16 protein-coding genes are annotated in these 16,600 nt (G+C 71.4%); 8 read left to right on the forward strand and 8 right to left on the reverse strand.

Annotation, left to right across the window (positions count from 1 at the left end):
* Nucleotides 1–18: 18 nt before the first annotated feature.
* On the forward strand, nt 19–648 hold the full coding sequence (locus tag ACZ6ZQ_RS08570) for a MerR family transcriptional regulator (RefSeq protein ID WP_469767816.1): 630 nt from the start codon (nt 19–21) through the stop codon (nt 646–648).
* A gap of 157 nt (nt 649–805) precedes the next feature.
* Here ACZ6ZQ_RS08570 and ACZ6ZQ_RS08575 read toward each other — a convergent pair whose 3' ends face one another.
* Complete coding sequence (locus ACZ6ZQ_RS08575; RefSeq protein WP_469767817.1) at nt 806–1,642, reverse strand: siderophore-interacting protein; 837 nt, start codon at nt 1,640–1,642, stop codon at nt 806–808.
* Between the two features lie 49 nt (nt 1,643–1,691).
* Nucleotides 1,692–2,612: a 5'-3' exonuclease gene (locus ACZ6ZQ_RS08580; protein ID WP_469767965.1), complete on the reverse strand. Its 921-nt coding sequence runs from the start codon at nt 2,610–2,612 to the stop codon at nt 1,692–1,694.
* Nucleotides 2,613–2,887: 275 nt separating this feature from the next.
* Here ACZ6ZQ_RS08580 and ACZ6ZQ_RS08585 point away from each other — a divergent pair, with 275 nt between their 5' ends.
* From ACZ6ZQ_RS08585 to ACZ6ZQ_RS08600, 4 genes are all read left to right on the forward strand, one after another.
* Nucleotides 2,888–3,982, forward strand: coding sequence for a quaternary amine ABC transporter ATP-binding protein (locus ACZ6ZQ_RS08585; protein ID WP_469767818.1), 1,095 nt, complete (start codon nt 2,888–2,890; stop codon nt 3,980–3,982).
* The gene (locus ACZ6ZQ_RS08590; RefSeq protein WP_469767819.1) at nt 3,975–5,819 is read left to right on the forward strand and encodes an ABC transporter permease/substrate binding protein; all 1,845 of its coding nucleotides are present in this window, start codon (nt 3,975–3,977) and stop codon (nt 5,817–5,819) included. The genes ACZ6ZQ_RS08585 and ACZ6ZQ_RS08590 overlap by 8 nt, the downstream gene beginning before the upstream one ends.
* Nucleotides 5,820–5,979: 160 nt before the next feature.
* A complete protein-coding gene (locus ACZ6ZQ_RS08595) occupies nt 5,980–6,531 on the forward strand; it encodes a helix-turn-helix domain-containing protein (protein WP_469767820.1) in 552 nt (183 codons plus the stop codon).
* A complete protein-coding gene (locus ACZ6ZQ_RS08600) occupies nt 6,528–7,232 on the forward strand; it encodes a helical backbone metal receptor (protein WP_469767821.1) in 705 nt (234 codons plus the stop codon). The genes ACZ6ZQ_RS08595 and ACZ6ZQ_RS08600 overlap by 4 nt, the downstream gene beginning before the upstream one ends.
* Here the strand turns inward: ACZ6ZQ_RS08600 and ACZ6ZQ_RS08605 are convergent.
* Complete coding sequence (locus ACZ6ZQ_RS08605) at nt 7,171–8,313, reverse strand: TDT family transporter (protein ID WP_469767822.1); 1,143 nt, start codon at nt 8,311–8,313, stop codon at nt 7,171–7,173. The two genes, ACZ6ZQ_RS08600 and ACZ6ZQ_RS08605, sit on opposite strands and share 62 nt — an antisense overlap.
* A gap of 70 nt (nt 8,314–8,383) precedes the next feature.
* Here ACZ6ZQ_RS08605 and ACZ6ZQ_RS08610 point away from each other — a divergent pair, with 70 nt between their 5' ends.
* A complete protein-coding gene (locus ACZ6ZQ_RS08610; protein ID WP_469767823.1) occupies nt 8,384–9,313 on the forward strand; it encodes a LysR family transcriptional regulator in 930 nt (309 codons plus the stop codon).
* On the opposite strand, the gene ACZ6ZQ_RS08615 is transcribed toward ACZ6ZQ_RS08610, so the two are convergent.
* The 5 genes from ACZ6ZQ_RS08615 to ACZ6ZQ_RS08635 form a co-directional block, all read right to left on the reverse strand.
* Nucleotides 9,288–9,755, reverse strand: a complete 468-nt coding sequence (locus ACZ6ZQ_RS08615; protein ID WP_469767824.1) for a DUF6114 domain-containing protein — start codon at nt 9,753–9,755, stop codon at nt 9,288–9,290. The genes ACZ6ZQ_RS08610 and ACZ6ZQ_RS08615 overlap by 26 nt on opposite strands.
* 22 nt (nt 9,756–9,777) lie before the next feature.
* Entirely contained in the window at nt 9,778–10,404 is a 627-nt protein-coding gene (locus ACZ6ZQ_RS08620) for a DUF6230 family protein (RefSeq protein ID WP_469767825.1), read from the reverse strand.
* Between the two features lie 250 nt (nt 10,405–10,654).
* The gene (locus ACZ6ZQ_RS08625) at nt 10,655–11,332 is read right to left on the reverse strand and encodes a gamma-glutamyl-gamma-aminobutyrate hydrolase family protein (protein ID WP_469767826.1); all 678 of its coding nucleotides are present in this window, start codon (nt 11,330–11,332) and stop codon (nt 10,655–10,657) included.
* A gap of 37 nt (nt 11,333–11,369) precedes the next feature.
* Entirely contained in the window at nt 11,370–12,815 is a 1,446-nt protein-coding gene (gene eat, locus ACZ6ZQ_RS08630) for an ethanolamine permease (protein WP_469767827.1), read from the reverse strand.
* Between the two features lie 129 nt (nt 12,816–12,944).
* Nucleotides 12,945–13,670 (reverse strand): FadR/GntR family transcriptional regulator, encoded by a 726-nt coding sequence (locus tag ACZ6ZQ_RS08635; RefSeq protein WP_469767828.1) that lies wholly within the window; start codon nt 13,668–13,670, stop codon nt 12,945–12,947.
* A 172-nt stretch (nt 13,671–13,842) separates the two neighbouring features.
* Between ACZ6ZQ_RS08635 and ACZ6ZQ_RS08640 the strand changes: the two genes are divergently transcribed.
* Together ACZ6ZQ_RS08640 and ACZ6ZQ_RS08645 are read left to right on the forward strand one after the other, a co-directional pair.
* The gene (locus ACZ6ZQ_RS08640) at nt 13,843–15,216 is read left to right on the forward strand and encodes a glutamine synthetase family protein (protein ID WP_469767829.1); all 1,374 of its coding nucleotides are present in this window, start codon (nt 13,843–13,845) and stop codon (nt 15,214–15,216) included.
* Nucleotides 15,217–15,224: 8 nt separating this feature from the next.
* A complete protein-coding gene (locus ACZ6ZQ_RS08645) occupies nt 15,225–16,595 on the forward strand; it encodes an aldehyde dehydrogenase family protein (protein WP_469767830.1) in 1,371 nt (456 codons plus the stop codon).
* The last annotated feature ends 5 nt before the right edge of the window (nt 16,596–16,600 follow it).

Raw genomic sequence — 16,600 nt, forward strand, 5'->3', positions numbered from 1 at the left:
AAGACAGGTGAACGCGCTGTGCGCATCGGTGAGTTGAGTCGCAGGACCGGGGTGCCGGTGCCGACGATCAAGTACTACGTGCGGGAAGGGCTGCTTCCGGCAGGAGAGTTGAGCAGCCCGAACCAGGCGCGTTACGGCCCCGGGCACGAGCGCCGGCTACGGCTGATCCGTGCGCTGCTGGAAGTGGGCGGGCTGTCGCTGGCCGCGATCGGTGAGGTGCTGGCGGCGGTCGACGACGAACAGCGGTCCCTGCACAAGGTGCTGGGCGCGGCGGCGAACCGGATCGTGCCGCGGTACGGCGGCGAGGACGACGAGGAGACGCATCTCGCCCGCGAAGAGGTGGCGCGGCTGATCGAGGCGCGCGGCTGGAAGGTGTCCGCGAACGGCCCGGCGGGAGAAGCGCTCGCGGCCGCGCTGGCGGCGCTGACGAGGGTGGGGCACGGGGCGTTCGTGGAGGTGCTGGACGACTACGCGGAGGCGGCCGAGCTGGCCGCCCGGGTGGATCTGGCGTACGTGGGGCGTCGCGTGGCCCGCGAGGACCTGGTCGAAAGCGTGGTCATCGGCACGGTGCTGGGCGACGCGATGCTCTCGGCCCTGCGCCGCCTGGCCCACGTGGACGCGTCCTCCCGTGCCTATGGTCCGGGCTGACGCGGTGGGCCGGGCGGCCCGGTGGCGCGAACCCTTCGCCGGGGTGGCCCGGTGGCACGAACCCTTCGCCGGGGCGGCCCGGTGGCGCAAACCCGCGCCGGGGCCGCCTGGTGGGCACGAACCCGCGCCGGCCCGCCCGCGGAGGCCTGTGCACCCCCTACGCCTCCTGCTCGCGCTCCACCGCGTCGTTCCACTCGCGCTTGATCGCGCGCCATGCCTCGTCCGACTTGCCCAGCCGCCAGTATCCCGAGATCGAGAGGCGCTCCAGCGGAATGCCGCGCTCGATGCGCAGGTGGCGTCGCAGTTCCTTCACCGCGCCCGCCTCGCCGTGCACGAACGCGTGCACGTCGCCCGCCGGGAAGGACAGCTCGCGGACCGCCGCGATCAGGGCCGCGCCGACCGGGCGGTCGCCGCGGTGCAGCCAGGTGACCGTGATGCCGTCCGGCGTGGCGATCTTCTGCTCGTCCTCGGGGCCGGACACCTCCACGAACGCGTGGACCACCGCGCCCAACGGCATCTGCTCCAGCGACGCCGCGATCGCGGGCAGCGCGCTCTCGTCGCCCACGAGCAGATGCCAGTCGGCCGTCGGGTCCGGTGCGTATCCGCCGCCGGGACCGGTCATCCGCACCGTTTCGCCCGGCTGGACGCGGGCGGCCCACGGCCCTGCGAGGCCCTCGTCGCCGTGCACCACGAAGTCGATCACCAGTTCGCGGTGGACCGGATCCCAGGCCCGCACCGTGTAGGTGCGGTTGCTGGGCCACTGGTCGCGCGGCAACTCCTCGCGGATGCGCGCCATGTCGAACGGCTCGGGGTAGGTCACGCCCGGGGCGGGGAAGACGATCTTGACGTAGTGGTCGGTCAGTCCGTTCGTCGCGAAGTCCGCCAGTCCGTCACCGCCCAGAACGAGCCGCACCATGTGCGGAGTGAGCCGTTCCGTGCGCAGGACCCGCGCCTCACGGATCTGCGGTGCCTTGCGGGCCGGTGTCTCTGCCACGGCGGTCTCCCCTGGGCGTAGGTGCTTAGGCTTGCCTAAGTTAACATCATCAGGGGGTGGGCCCCCCGGCCGCCAGCTCCACCTGCAGCCGGTGCACGGCGCGGCCGAGCCCCCACCGCACCGCCAGTTCCTCCAGGCGGGCCGGGTCGCGCGGCTCCTTCGGCAGGGCGGGATCGAAATCCGGCAGCGGTACGTCCCCGGCGACCCGCACGACCTTCGGCGCGACAGCCACATACGCACGCGACTCGTCCAGCCGCTTGCGCTGCGCCGGTGTCAGCTTCGACGCCGGGTCGTCGACGGCCGCCATGATCCCGGCCAGGTCCCCGTAAACGTCGAGCAGCTTCGCCGCCGTTTTCTCGCCGATGCCCGGCACCCCGGGCAGCCCGTCGCTCGGGTCCCCGCGCAGCAGCGCCAGATCGGCATAGCCCGGCCCGTCCACCCCGTACTTCTCGCGGAGCACGGCCTCGTCCGTGGCCTGCAGCAAGCCGACGCCCTTCAGGGGGTACAGCACACGGACACCGCGCGCGTCGTCCACGAGCTGATAGAGGTCCCGGTCGCCGGTGACGATGTCCACCGGGCCCGCCGCGAGCCCGGTGAGCGTGCCGATCACGTCGTCCGCCTCGTACCCGGCGACGCCGACGCGGGCGATACCGAACGCGTCCAGCACGTCCTCGATGACGGGGACCTGCGGGGAGAGGGTGTCCGGGATCTCCTCCTCGTCCGGACCCGTCTCCGTCTCCACCGCCACCCGGTGCGCCTTGTACGACGGGATCAGCTCCACCCGCCAGTGCGGCCGCCAGTCCGCGTCCATGCAGGCCACGAGGTCGTCCGGATGATGGTCCTGGACGAGCCTGGTGATGAATTCGAGCAGCCCGCGCACCGCGTTGACCGGGGTGCCGTCGGGTGCGCGCACGGAGTCCGGGACCCCGAAATAGGCGCGGAAGTACAGGGAGGCGGTGTCGAGGAGCATCAGGCGTCGCGTCACAGTCCGAATGATGCCGCACCCCACCGACAACAGCCCGGCTCACGGCGACCCCGCCCGTCGCATGGCCATCAGGTGTCACCCGCGTGAACTGGATCACTCTTGCGTTTGGCCTCTGCGGCCCCGGGCAGGCGCGACGCCGGAGCGGACCCCTTTGTGCCTTCAACCGGTACAAACCCCGGGGAAGCGGGCCGAACCCGCCCGCTCCACGGCCCGCCGGCGGGGGATGCGGGCCGTTTTTCGGTTCAACGCGTGAGGTGTATGTGTCCAGGCTGCAAGCCGAGCACCTGTACAAGGTTTTCGGTAGACGACCCGATGAGGCGGTAGGCAAGCTCGAAAGCGGCGCCGGCCGCGACGAGCTCCGCGCCGACGGAACGACAGCAGCGGTGATCGACGCATCGTTCACCGTCGAGCCCGGTCAGATCTTCGTCGTCATGGGTCTCTCCGGATCCGGCAAGTCCACGTTGCTGCGCATGCTCAACGGACTGCTGGAGCCGACCGCCGGCCGCGTCCTCTTCGACGGCCAGGACCTGACCGCCCTCAGCGCGCGCGACCTCCGCACCGTGCGCGCCCGCAAGATCAGCATGGTCTTCCAGCACTTCGCTCTGTTCCCGCACCGCAGCGTGCTGGAGAACGCCGGCTACGGCCTGGAGGTCCAGGGCGTCCCGCGCGCCGAGCGCGAGCGGCGTGCCGCGGAGGCACTGGAGCTGGTCGGGCTCGGCGGCTGGGAGAAGTCCTGGCCCGACGAGCTCTCCGGCGGAATGCAGCAGCGCGTCGGCCTCGCCCGCGCGCTCGCCACCGACGCCGACCTGCTGCTGATGGACGAGTCGTTCAGCGCGCTCGACCCACTGATCCGCCGTGACATGCAGGATCAGCTGCTCGAACTGCAGAAGCGGCTCAAGAAGACCGTCGTCTTCATCACCCACGACCTCAACGAGGCCATGCGCCTCGGCGACCGGATCGCGGTGATGCGGGACGGCAGGATCGTGCAGCTCGGCTCCGCCGAGGACATCCTGATCCGCCCCGCCAACGACTACGTGGCCTCGTTCATCCAGGACGTGGACCGCTCGCGCGTTCTGACGGCGGCGGCCGTGATGACCGCTGTCGAGGGGCCGCAGCGCTCCGACGCGGACGACTGCGACTGCGAGACCGTCACTCCCGACACCCTCGTCGCGGATCTGTGCGCCGTCAGCGCGCGCGTCCCGCACCCGGTGGCCGTCAAGGACGCCACGGGCAAGGTCGTCGGCGTCGTACCGCAGTCCCGGCTGATCGGTTTCGTCGGCGACGAGCCGGGTGAGCCCGTGCCGTGCGTCCCCGGCCCCCGCAAGGAGCCGAAGGCGGTGGCCGCCCATGCCTAGGCTTCACCTCGGCGACTGGGTCGACAGCGGTGTCGACTGGCTCCAGTCCCATCTCTCCTGGCTGTTCGACGCCATCAGCTCGCTCGTGACCGGGATGTACGACGGCATCGACGCGGTCCTCTCCGCGCCCGAGCCGCTGCTCTTCGCCGGCATCCTCGCCGTCGTCGCCTGGTGGCTGCGCGGTCTGCTCGCGGGCGGACTGGCCTTCGCCGGATTCGCCCTGATCGACTCCATCGAGCTGTGGGACGACGCCATGTCGACCCTCTCCCTGGTGCTCGTCGCCACGATCGTCACGCTGGTGATCGCGGTCCCGCTCGGCATCTGGGCGTCGCGGTCCAAGGCCGTCAGCGCCGTGACCCGGCCGGTCCTGGACTTCATGCAGACGATGCCGGCCATGGTCTATCTGATCCCCGGCATCATCTTCTTCGGCGTCGGTGTGGTCCCCGGCATCATCGCCACCATCGTCTTCGCGCTGCCTCCCGGCGTACGGATGACCGAGCTCGGCATCCGCCAGGTCGACAAGGAGCTGGTGGAGGCGGCCGAGGCCTTCGGTACGACCCCGCGCAACACGCTGATCCGCGTGCAGCTGCCGCTCGCCCTGCCCACGATCATGGCCGGAATCAACCAGGTCATCATGCTCGGTCTGTCCATGGTGGTCATCGCCGGCATGGTCGGCGGCGGCGGCCTCGGCGGTGCCGTCTACCGCGCCATCGGCAATGTCGACATCGGCCTCGGCTTCGAGGCCGGTATCTCCATCGTCATCCTGGCCATGTACCTGGACCGGATGACCGGTGCGCTGGGCCGTCAGGTCTCGCCGCTGGGCCGCCGTGCGGTGGCCAGGGCGAAGGCCGCCACCGGCGGACTGAAGATCTGGAACCACCGCCCCCAGCCCGTCGTCGCCGTCGTGGGCGTCGTGATCCTCGCGCTCGTCGCGGGCGGCATGGGTGTGTTCGGCGGCGCCACGTCCGCCGACGCCTCCGACGCCACGAACGTCGGCCGCGGCAAGAAGATCTCCCTGGGCTACATCCCCTGGGACGAGGGCATCGCCTCCACCTTCCTCTGGAAGGAACTGCTGGAGCAGCGCGGCTTCGAGGTCGACGCCAAGCAGCTGGAGGCCGGCTCGCTCTACACCGGTCTCGCCGGCGGTCAGATCGACTTCCAGACCGACTCCTGGCTGCCCGTCACCCACGCCCAGTACTGGTCGAAGTACCAGGACAGGCTGGAGGACCTGGGCACCTGGTACGACCGGACGTCCCTGGAGCTGTCCGTGCCCTCGTACGTGCAGGGCATCGACTCCCTGGAGGACCTGAAGGGCAAGTCGGGCCAGTTCAAGGGCCGCATCATCGGCATCGAGCCGAGCGCCGGAATGATGGGCATCCTCAAGGACAAGGTCCTCAAGGAGTACGGCCTGGAGGGCGAGTACCAGGTCGTCGACGGCTCCACGCCCGGCATGCTCGCCGAGCTGAAGCGCGCGTACGACAAGAAGGAGCCCATCGTCACCACCCTGTGGTCGCCGCACTGGGCCTACAGCACGTACGACCTGAAGAAGCTCAAGGACCCGAACGGCATCTGGGGCAAGGGTGACGGCGTGCACACCCTGGCCCGCAAGGGGTTCTCCCAGGAGAACCCGCAGGCGGGCGAATGGCTCAAGAACTTCAGGATGACCGAGCAGCAGCTCACGGGCCTTGAGGCGAAGATCCAGGAGACCGGCAAGGGCAAGGAGCAGGACGCCGTGCGCGCCTGGCTCGAGGAGAACCCCGGCCTCGCAGCCAAGTGGACCCCGGTCGCCGGGGCAGGCAAGTCCGCGACCTCCCGGAGCGAGCCGGCACCGCAGTAGACCATCCGAATCCCCCCACCGGTGAGGACCCCGTCACACTCTGTGGCGGGGTCCTCGCCGATGGGGGTCACAGGCGAGGCTCCGGGGGAGGCAGTGACAACAGTGGGTTGTCGTGCCCGGAAGGTGCGTAAGGTACAGACAGGAGGGAGGGACCTCAGTCATGGGTGACAAGGAAACGCTCCGAGTCGGCTCCGCCGTCCGCCGACGGCGCAGGGCCCTGGATCTCACGCTCGCCGCCGTTGCCGAGCGCAGCGGCCTGTCCGTGCCCTTCCTCAGTCAGATCGAGAACGAGCGGGCACGCCCCAGCATGCGCTCCCTCCAGCGCGTCGCAGAAGCCCTGGAGACCTCCGGCGCCGAGCTGCTCGCCGCCGCGGACTCCGCGCGCGTCGTCGACGTCGTCCGCGCGGACGACGACACCCTCTCCCCGGGCGCGGGCGTGCGCCCGCTCGTACACGGCCATCACCAGCTCCACGCCGTCGAGTTCACCGGCGAGCCGGACGCGGCAGGCGAGTACCAGCACCGCAACGACGAGCTGATGTACGTCGCCGACGGCGCCGCCGAGGTCGAGGCCGAAGGCCGCGCGTACCGCCTGGAGAAGGGCGACAGCCTCTACATGACCGGGGGAGTGCGGCACCGCTGGCGCGCCACCCGGCCCGGCACCCGCCTCGTCGTCGTCGCCGTCGCCGACCACATCGAGGCAACCGGACTGTGAAACGGGTCGTGTCGCTCGTGCCCTCGCTCACCGAGGCCGTCGCCGTCAGCGCCCCCGGGCTGCTGGCCGGTGTCACCGACTGGTGCACGCACCCCGCGGATCTCGACGCCGTCCGTGTCGGAGGCACCAAGAACCCCGACATCGAGGCGGTCGTCGCGCTGCGGCCCGATCTCGTCGTCGCCAACGAGGAGGAGAACCGGGCCCCCGACCTCGCCGCACTCCGTGCCGCGGGACTCGACGTCCTCGTCACGGAAGTGCGCACCCTGCCGCAGGCCTTCACCGAACTGGAGCGCGTCCTGCGCGCCTGCGGCGTGCCCCGCCCCGGCTGGCTCGACGACGCGGAAGAGGCCTGGGCAGCGGTCGAAGCCGGCGAGCCGCGGCGCGCGGTGGTGCCCGTCTGGCGGCGGCCCTGGATGGTCCTCGGCCGTGACACCTTCGCCGGCGACCTCCTCGCCCGCCTCGGCATCGACAACGTCTACGCCATGCACCCGGAGCGCTATCCGCGCATCCCGCCGGCCGAGCTGAACACCGCGGGCGCCGACCTCGTCGTGCTGCCCGACGAGCCCTACCGCTTCACCCGTGACGACGGCCCCGAAGCGTTCCCCGGGCTGCCCGCCGCCCTCGTCGACGGCCGCATGCTCACCTGGTACGGGCCGTCGCTGGCAGCGGCGCCCGCGGCGCTCGGAGCAGCTCTCCGCTGAGCAGCCCGCGCAGCGTACGGGCACCGGCCACCGCCCAGGCCACCAGCAGGAACACGTACAGCGCAACGGCCAGCCACTCCAGGGCGGCCACGCCGGTGTGCCGGGCCAGGCCCGCGGCGCCCGTGACACAGGTGCCGAGAGGGAAGGTGAACGCCCACCACGTCAGCGCGAACGGCATTCCCCGACGGGCGGCGCGCACCACCATGACCCCGGCCAGCGCCAGCCACAGCAGCGCGAAACCCGTCACCGGAACGCCGTAGACGACCGCGAAGACCCCGAGCCCGCCCGCGTACGGGCTCCCGATCGCGGCCGGCGCCACATCCGCCAGCTTGTTCACCGCGGTGGTGGACTGGCCCAGCGGGCCGAGGACCAGGAACAGCGCCGGCGTCAGGGCGAGCGGCAGCGGGCCGTGGTGGACCAGCCGAGCGAACACCAGCGGCAGCATCAGCAGCACCGCCAGCAGACTCAGCCCGAACATCGCGTAGCAGCCCAGCAGCGTCGTCTCCCGCCACTGACCGGCCGGCAGATGCGGCACCAGCAGCGCACCCTGCGTCGCCGCCACCATGGGGGCCACCACCGGGAGCAGCCACACGGGGGAGGCCGTGCCGGGGGCCACCTTCTGGTGCGTGATCATCAGATACGGGATCGCCACCGCCGCCGCGAGACCGGTGAACGTGCCCACGCCGAACAGCGCCGCGCCCGTCACCACGGCCTCCCGCTCCCCGATGACACCGCCGCCGACCGAGAGAGTGCCGATTCCGACCGCGAGCATCGCCATCGACAGACAGCCGTAGAAAGGTGCCACCGCCGGGTCGAGGAGGTGGGCGCGGGCCTGGTCCCGGTGGTGGAGCCAGTGCCCGGCGCGCGCCGCCAGCAGCGCCACCAGCATGAGTGCCGACAACGCCCACACGGCCGTGCACGCGGCCCGCAGACCCGGCATCGCCACCGGCAGGGCCGCACCCGCGTTCGCGACGATCGCCGTGCCCATGACCGTGGCGTACCAGTTCGGTCCGAGATGGCGGAGCGAACCGGTGCGCAGGACCGGGGCGAACGGGGTGCGGGGATGGGCGACGGTGACCATGTCCTCACTCTCCGGCCCCGCCGAGGCTCCCACCAGGGACCTCTCCCCTATGGCCCCATAAGCTGGATTTATGAGCGAAGAGGAACGAGGGCCGATCGCCCACCGGGTGCCCGACCTGGCCGCCCTGGAGCTGCTGCTCGCCGTCGCCCGGCACGGCAGCCTGGGGCGTGCGGCTCGCGAGCTGGGCATCACCCAGCCCGCCGCGAGCAGCCGTATCCGGTCCATGGAACGGCAGCTCGGCGTCGCCCTCGTGGACCGCTCTCCGCGCGGTTCCCGGCTCACCGAGGCGGGCGCCCTCGTCACCGACTGGGCACGGCGGATCGTGGAGGCGGCCGAGGCGTTCGACGTGGGCGCGCAGGCGCTGCGCGACCGGCGCGACTCCCGGCTGCGGGTGGCCGCGAGCATGACCATCGCCGAATACCTGCTCCCCGGCTGGCTCATCGCCCTGCGCCTGGAGCGCCCCGGCACTGCCGTCTCCCTGCTCGCCGGCAACTCGGCGGCGGTCGCCGAACGACTTCTGCGGGACGAGGCCGACCTCGGCTTCGTCGAGGGCCTCGCGGTGCCGGAGGGACTCGACGGCGCGGTCATCGGCCACGACCGGCTGATCGTGGTGGCCGCCGCCCGCCACCCCTGGGCGCGCCGCCGCGCCCCGTTGCCGCCCGAGGAGCTGGCCGCGACCTCCCTCGTGCTGCGTGAACGCGGCTCGGGCACCCGCCAGGTCCTCGACTCGGCCCTCGCCGACTACGGCGGCCTCGCCGAGCCACTGCTCGAACTCGCCTCCACCACCGCCGTGAAGGCGGCGGCGGTCAGCGGCGCCGGGCCCGCGGTCCTCAGCGAACTCGCCGTCACCGAGGAGCTGGCCTCCCGCCGGCTGGTCCGCATCCCGCTCGAAACCGTCCAGCTGCACCGTGATCTGCGCGCGGTCTGGCCCCACGGCCACCGGCCCACGGGCCCGGCACGCGATCTGCTCTCGCTCACACGCCGGACGGGCCCGGGGTAGACGGCGGCCGCTCGCTCGGGGCCTGACCGGTGGGCGGGGCCCAGGCACAGGCCAGTGAGCCGCCGACGAGCCCGAGGAGCAGACCGAGGAAGAGGCCCCCGAAATTCGCGACGGGGAAGGAGACGAGAGTCAGCAGCAGGGTCGTGATCCCGGCGAACGCGCGCCCCTGCTGCTGGAACCAGAGGGCGAAGCCCAGGACGACGAGCAGGACCCCGATGACCAGTGACCCTGCGCCTGCCGTCGTCGACAGCGCGAGGGGGATGCCGCTGAGGCTCAGACGCACATAGGGGAAATAGACGATGGGCAGGCTTGCGGCGAGCGTGAACAGGCCCGCCCAGAACGGCCGTTCACGACGCCAGGCCCGGAATCTCGCTCGGGTGCCGACGAGCACGGCGCGTACGTCCGGGCGTCTGCCGAGGATGCCGAAAGGATGACGGATCACGTGCCGCTCCATGGGCCGGGGGTCAGGGGCACTCGCGGTTGCCCTGCAGGACGCGGATCCTGAGGTCGGGGATGTTGAACGTGGCGGCTGAGAGCGCGACCGCGGTCACCCGCAGGTCGGTCAGGGAGACCGACTCCGCCTGCTGGGCAACGCCGTTGGGGTCGAAGAACCGCGAGTCCCGGTCCTCGGGGTTGATCGGGCCCTTGGTGACCGCGCCGATCGCCACACCGACGTCGAGCTCGTCGAGGTCCGCCTGACCGACCGACACGGACGTCGCGTCGATGAAGAGGTTCTTCGCCACGGCCCGGCGGCGGTCGTCGCCGCCGGTGAGCCTCAGCGTGTAGGGGCCCAGGACCGGGATCGGGACCACCACGGACTGGCACAGGCCGCTGATCTTGGCATGGCGGAAGCCGTTGACCACGACGGGTACGAGGGTGCCCTTCTTGGCGACGTCCACCATGCCGTAGATGCTGAGCCCACGAGCGTCCAGGGAGTCCGCCGTGACCTGGAACTTACGGCCGGAGATGAAGAAGGACGCGGCGAGCGCCCCCTGGGCCATGCCGATACCGAGAGCCGCGGCGGCCGTGCTGCTCAGGACCAGGACGGCGGCGAAGCGCTTCCAGCGGGTCCTGCCGAAGCCGCGCGACATAGCGTCTCCTCCGGTCGAGTGAGGTCGGTCTGCCGGTACCGGGCGGGCGAAGGAAGGCGACGCCCATCGGTGGATGACTGAGCCCCAGGCTCGCGGTCGGCCGTTCCGTCCGCACGTCAGGCCGTGCAGGCGGGTGATCGGCCCCCTGCCGGTACACGCGTTCGGAGGAAACGCGGTGTCGGCCGCGGCGGTCGTCCGCCGCGGCCGACACCGGGCCGACCGCCCCCGGGACGCGGCCCGCAGACCCCTCTCAGGAAGCCGCCCGCACCAGCCCCCGCATGACACGCGTGTCCTCGCCCATCTCCGGGTGCCACTGGACGCCCAGGACCCAGGCGGGGTCCGGGAGCTCGACCGCCTCCACCGTCCCGTCCGCCGCGTGGGCCGAGACGACGAGCCCCTCACCGAGGCGGTCCACCGACTGGTGGTGGTACGTCGGCACCGAGGACTCCTCCGGTACGAGGGCGGCGTACCGCGTCCCCGCCACCGGGGTCACCGGGTGGTGTCCGAAGACCCCGGTCTCCTTCACATGCCCTTCGAGGTGCTGGACGAGCGTGCCGCCCAGGGCCACGTTCAGCAGCTGCATGCCCCGGCAGATCCCGAGCAGCGGCGTCCCGGACGCGAGCGCCGCCTCGATCAGGGCGAGCTCCCACGCGTCCCGCTCCCGCGCCGGCGGGCCGGTGCGCGGGTCGGTCTCGGCCCCGTACCGTACGGGCTCCACATCCGGGCCGCCGGCGACGACGAGCCCGTCCAGCCGGGCGACCGCGGACGCGGCGCGCCCGGGGTCGTCGGGCGGAAGCATCGCGGCGATACCGCCCGCCGACTGGACGAGGCGCGGATAGCCCTCGGGCAGCAGTGCGGCGGGCAGCTGCCACACGCCCCACGAGGCCTTGTCCAGGTAGGTGCTGACGCCGATGAGCGGCAGGGTCACGGTGGGGTTCCTCCGGTTCGGCCGTGGACGGGGGGAGTCAGTCGCGTTCGAGCTCGGCCTCGGCGGCGGCGAGCGCCGCGAACTCCTCTTCCGGCGCACGGGCCACCAGGTGGTGCCGACTGTAGAAGGCGAAGTACGCGAGGGCGACGCCGTACACCACCAGGGCGATGACGGCCGCGTCCTTGTCCACCAGGAAGGTCGCCACCAGCGCGGACAGCGCGAGGACGAAGGCGACGGACGAGGTCACCACGCCGCCCGGGGTGCGGTACGGCCGCGGCAGCTCCGGCTCCCGGCGCCGCAGCACGATGTGGGACAGCGCCATCAGCGCGTACGAGATGGTCGCGCCGAACACGGCGATGTTCAGCATCCGCGCCCCGTCCCCGGTGCCGGCCGCGAGCGCGAAGCCGATCGCGCCGGGGATCAGCAGCCCCAGGTAGGGGGACTTGCGGCGACTGGTCAGGGAGAGGAAACGGGGCAGGTAGCCGGCCCTGGACAGGGCGAACAGCTGTCGCGACCCGGCGTAGATCAGCGAGAAGAACGACGCCACGAGGCCCGCGAGGCCCGCGTAGTTGACGAAGCGGCTCAGCGCGGTCGGGTCGCCGTCGCCCTGCAAAGCCACGACCAGCGGGTTGCCGGCTTCCTGGATGGCGGCCGAGCCACGCGCCCCGGTGGACGCGAAGAACGTGAGAACGGCGAGCAGGACGAGGATGCCCATCGAGACGGCGAGCGCCCTCGGCATGGAGCGGACCGGGTCCTTGGCCTCCTCGGCGGCGAGCGGTACACCCTCGACGCCGAGGAAGAACCACATGCCGAACGGGAACGCCGCCCAGATGCCCAGCAGGCCGAACGGCAGCCACGAGTTGGCGCCGAAGGCCTGCTTGTCGACCGGGATGTCGTCGAGGCCGCCGACCTGGAAGTCGGTGAGCGCGCCGAGCGCGAAGATCAGCAGCGCGGCCACCGCGATGGCGGTGACGACGAGGCTGAAGCGCAGTGCCTCGCCCACGCCCCACAGGTGGATGCCTATGAACACCGCGAAGCAGGCGAGATAGACGGGCCAGCCCGACTCCAGACCGAACAGCCCGAGCGATTCGACGTAGTCGCCGATGAAGATGGAGATGGCGGCGGGCGCGAGGATGTACTCGATGAGGATCGCCGTACCGGTGAGGAAGCCGCCCCAGGTACCGAGCGCACGGCGCGCGAAGCCGTAGCCGCCGCCCGCCGTCGGCAGGATGGCGGAGAGTTCGGCGAGCGCGAAGACGAGGCAGGCGTACATCAGCCCCATGAGCACGGTCGCCGCGGCGAGACCGCCGAAGCCGCCCTTGGACAGGCCGATGTTCCAGCCCGAGAAGTCGCCGGAGACGACGTAGGCGACACCGAGCCCGGTGAGCAGCAGCCAGCCTGCGCTGCCGCGCCGCAGAGTGCGGCGCTCGAGATAGTCGTCCGGCGGTGGTGTGTTGCTCCCGGTGGTGTCTTCCAGCGTCATGGCAGAGCTCCCGCGTCGGGCCCAATGGAATGGAGCCATACCTTTGCGGTGTGCGCGGGGGAAATGCAAGACCCGTGCGTTACTTTCGGGTTACGCCGGTGCGGCGCGCCGCGGCTGCGGGCAGCAGGATCACGTGAGGAAGCCGCGCAGCAGCGCCGCCGTGCCCGAGCAGTGCTCACGCATCACCTCGCGCGCCGCGTCGGCGTCCCCGTCGAGCACCGCCTCCACCAGAGCGACATGCTGCTGCTGGGAGTGCTCAAGATTGCGTACGAGCAGCGGAATGCAGTCCAGAAGATCGTTCACGGTTGCCCGGACGGCCGCGTACTGCTTGGTCAGGGTGGGTGAACCGGAGAGCTCCGCGAGGGTGAGATGCAGCAGCGTGTCGCACCGCCGGTAGTCGTCGAGCGGCGCGTCGTGCGTCGCCGCCAGGGCCGTACGCAGCCGGTCGGCGCCGTCGTCGGTGAGGCCGTGCGCCGCGCACAGCCCGGCGGCGCCCACCTCGAGCACCTCGCGGAAGCGGAGCGTGTCCTCGACATCGACCGCCGCGATACGGCGGCGCAGCTCGTCCTCGCCGGCGGTACGCGGCCGGTGCAGGACGAACGTGCCGCCGTAGCGGCCGCGCCGGCTCTCCACCAGACCCTCTTCCTGGAGCACCTTGAGCACCTCGCGGAGCGTGACGCGGCTGATTCCCATCCGGTCGGCCAGCTCGCGCTCGGCGGGCAGCCGCTCCCCACCGGGCACCAGTCCGAGCCGTACCACCTGGAGGATCTGCTCCAGTGCCTCCTCGAAGCCGTTGCCTGCTCGTACCGGCCGCAGCACGGACGTCAGCCGGTCCTCCGGCTCGCTGTTCCTCACTGGGATCCACCTCGCGATCGCATTCCGTCCAGCCCTGCTGACGTGCTTCTCGGCCGGGGGTCCGGGGGTTGCGCCCCGGGAAGACACAGCGCCACGTTGCGGTTTCCCCTTCCCAAGCAATGGTCTTCGGCAATACCTTATGGCTCCCGGCTGACCTTAGGAGGCAGATCCCGTGGCAGACCGCACACCCCCGCTGAGCGTCGAGGAACTGAGAGCCCTCGTCGCGAGCGGTGAGATCGACACGGTAGTCCTGGCCTTCCCCGACATGCAGGGGAGGCTCCAGGGCAAGCGGTTCGCCGCGCCGTTCTTCCTCGACGAGGTCCTTGAGCACGGCACCGAGGGCTGCAACTACCTCCTCGCCGTCGACACCGAGATGAACACGGTGGACGGCTACGAGATGTCCTCCTGGGACCGCGGCTACGGCGACTTCGCCATGCACCCCGACCTCGCCACCCTGCGGCGCGTCCCCTGGAACGAGGGAACGGCGATGCTGATCGCCGACCTCGCCTGGAACGACGGCGCGCCCGTCGTGGCCGCCCCCCGGCAGATCCTCCGCCGCCAGCTGGAGCGTCTCGCCGAGCACGGCTACACCGCCCAGGTCGGCACCGAACTCGAGTTCATCGTCTTCAGGGACACGTACGAGCAGGCCTGGGACCGCGACTACCGCGGCCTCACCCCGGCCAACCAGTACAACATCGACTACTCGGTGCTCGGCACCGGCCGCATCGAGCCGCTGCTGCGCCGGATCCGCAACGACATGGCCGCGGCCGGACTGACCGTCGAGTCCGCCAAGGGCGAGTGCAACCCCGGCCAGCACGAGATCGCCTTCAAGTACGACGAGGCCCTCGTCACCTGCGACCAGCACGCCATCTACAAGACCGGTGCCAAGGAGATCGCCGCCCAGGAAGGCGTCTCCCTCACCTTCATGGCCAAGTACAACGAGCGCGAGGGCAACTCCTGCCACATCCACCTCTCGCTCGCCGACGCGGACGGCCGTAACGCCATGGCCGGCGACGGGAACGGCCAAGAGCATGGAATGTCACAGGTCATGCGGCACTTCCTCGCCGGCCAGCTCGCAGCGCTGCGCGACTTCTCCCTGCTCTACGCGCCGAACATCAACTCGTACAAGCGCTTCCAGCCCGGCTCCTTCGCCCCCACCGCCGTCGCCTGGGGCTACGACAACCGCACCTGCGCGCTGCGCGTCGTCGGCCACGGCCGCTCGATGCGCTTCGAGAACCGGCTCCCCGGCGGTGACGTCAACCCGCACCTCGCCGTCGCCGGACTGGTCGCGGCCGGGCTGTACGGCATCGAGCAGCAGCTGGAACTCCCCGAGGTCTGCGCGGGCAACGCCTACACCGCCGACTACGCACACGTCCCGACCACCCTCCGCGAGGCCGCCGAGCTGTGGGAGAACAGCCCCATCGCCAAGGCCGCGTTCGGCGACGAGGTCGTCGCCCACTACCGCAACATGGCGCGGGTCGAACTCGAAGCCTTCGACGCCGCGGTGACCGACTGGGAGCTCCGCCGCTCCTTCGAACGCATGTGAGGCACCACTTGTCGCAACCGTACGAACTCGATGTGCTGAACCCGGCCACCGAGGAAGTCATCGCCACCGTCCCCGGAGCCGGGCGACAGGACGTCGACGCCGCCGTCGAACGGGCGGCACGCGCCCAGCGCGGCTGGGCGGCCGCGGCCCCCGCCGACCGCGCCCGGCTGCTGCGGCGCTTCGCCGCCGTCGTCGACGACCACATCGAGGAACTGGCGGGGCTGGAGGTCCGCGAGGCCGGCCACACCATCGGCAACGCCCGCTGGGAAGCCGGCAACGTCCGTGACCTGCTCGACTACGCCGCCGGGGGGGTGGAACGGCTCACCGGCCGCCAGATCCCCGTACCCGGCGGTCTCGACCTCACGATCCTCGAACCGCTCGGCGTCATCGGCGTCATCGCGCCGTGGAACTTCCCCATGCCGATCGCCGCCTGGGGCACGGCCCCGGCGCTCGCCGCCGGCAACGCGGTCATCCTCAAGCCCGCCGAGACGACGCCGCTGACAGCCCTGCGGCTCGCCGGACTCGCCCTGGAAGCGGGCCTCCCGGAGGGGCTGTTCCAGGTGCTGCCCGGACGCGGCGACATCGCGGGCGACGCGCTCGTACGCCACCCGGATGTCGCCAAGATCGTGTTCACCGGCTCCACCCGGATCGGCAAGCAGATCATGTCGCTCTGCGCGGAGCGTGTGAAGCGCGTGACCCTCGAACTCGGCGGCAAGAGCCCCAACATCGTCTTCGCCGACGCCGACATCGAAGCCGCGGCCGCCGCCGCCCCCATGTCGTTCCTCGACAACAGCGGCCAGGACTGCTGCGCCCGCACCCGCATCCTCGTCCAGCGCTCCGTGTACGACGACTTCCTGGACCGGCTCGCCCCGGCCCTGAAATCGGTCGTGGTGGGCGACCCGGCGGACGAGAGCACACAGATGGGGCCACTCATCTCGCGGACGCAACTGGACCGCGTACGGTCATATGTCACCGATGACCTTGCCGTGGTCCGCGGCAGCGCCCCCGAGGGACCGGGCTTCTGGTTCCCGCCGACCCTCGTCACGGGCGCAGCACCCGACGCCCCCATCGCCACCGAAGAGGTCTTCGGCCCCGTCGCCGTCGTTCTCCCCTTCGACGACGAGGACGACGCCGTACGCCTGGCCAACGCCACCGAGTACGGACTCTCGGGCTCCATCTGGACCCGGGACGTCGGTCGCGCCCTGCGCGTCTCCGGCGCGGTCGCCGCGGGCAACCTGTCCGTCAACTCCCACTCCAGCGTCCGCTACTGGACCCCGTTCGGCGGCTACAAGCAGTCCGGCCTCGGCCGCGAACTCGGCCCCGACGCCCTCACCGCTTTCACCGAGACCAAGAACGTCTTCATCAGCACGGAGGCCTGAACCAC

The organism is Streptomyces sp. NPDC053673 (assembly GCF_055585225.1).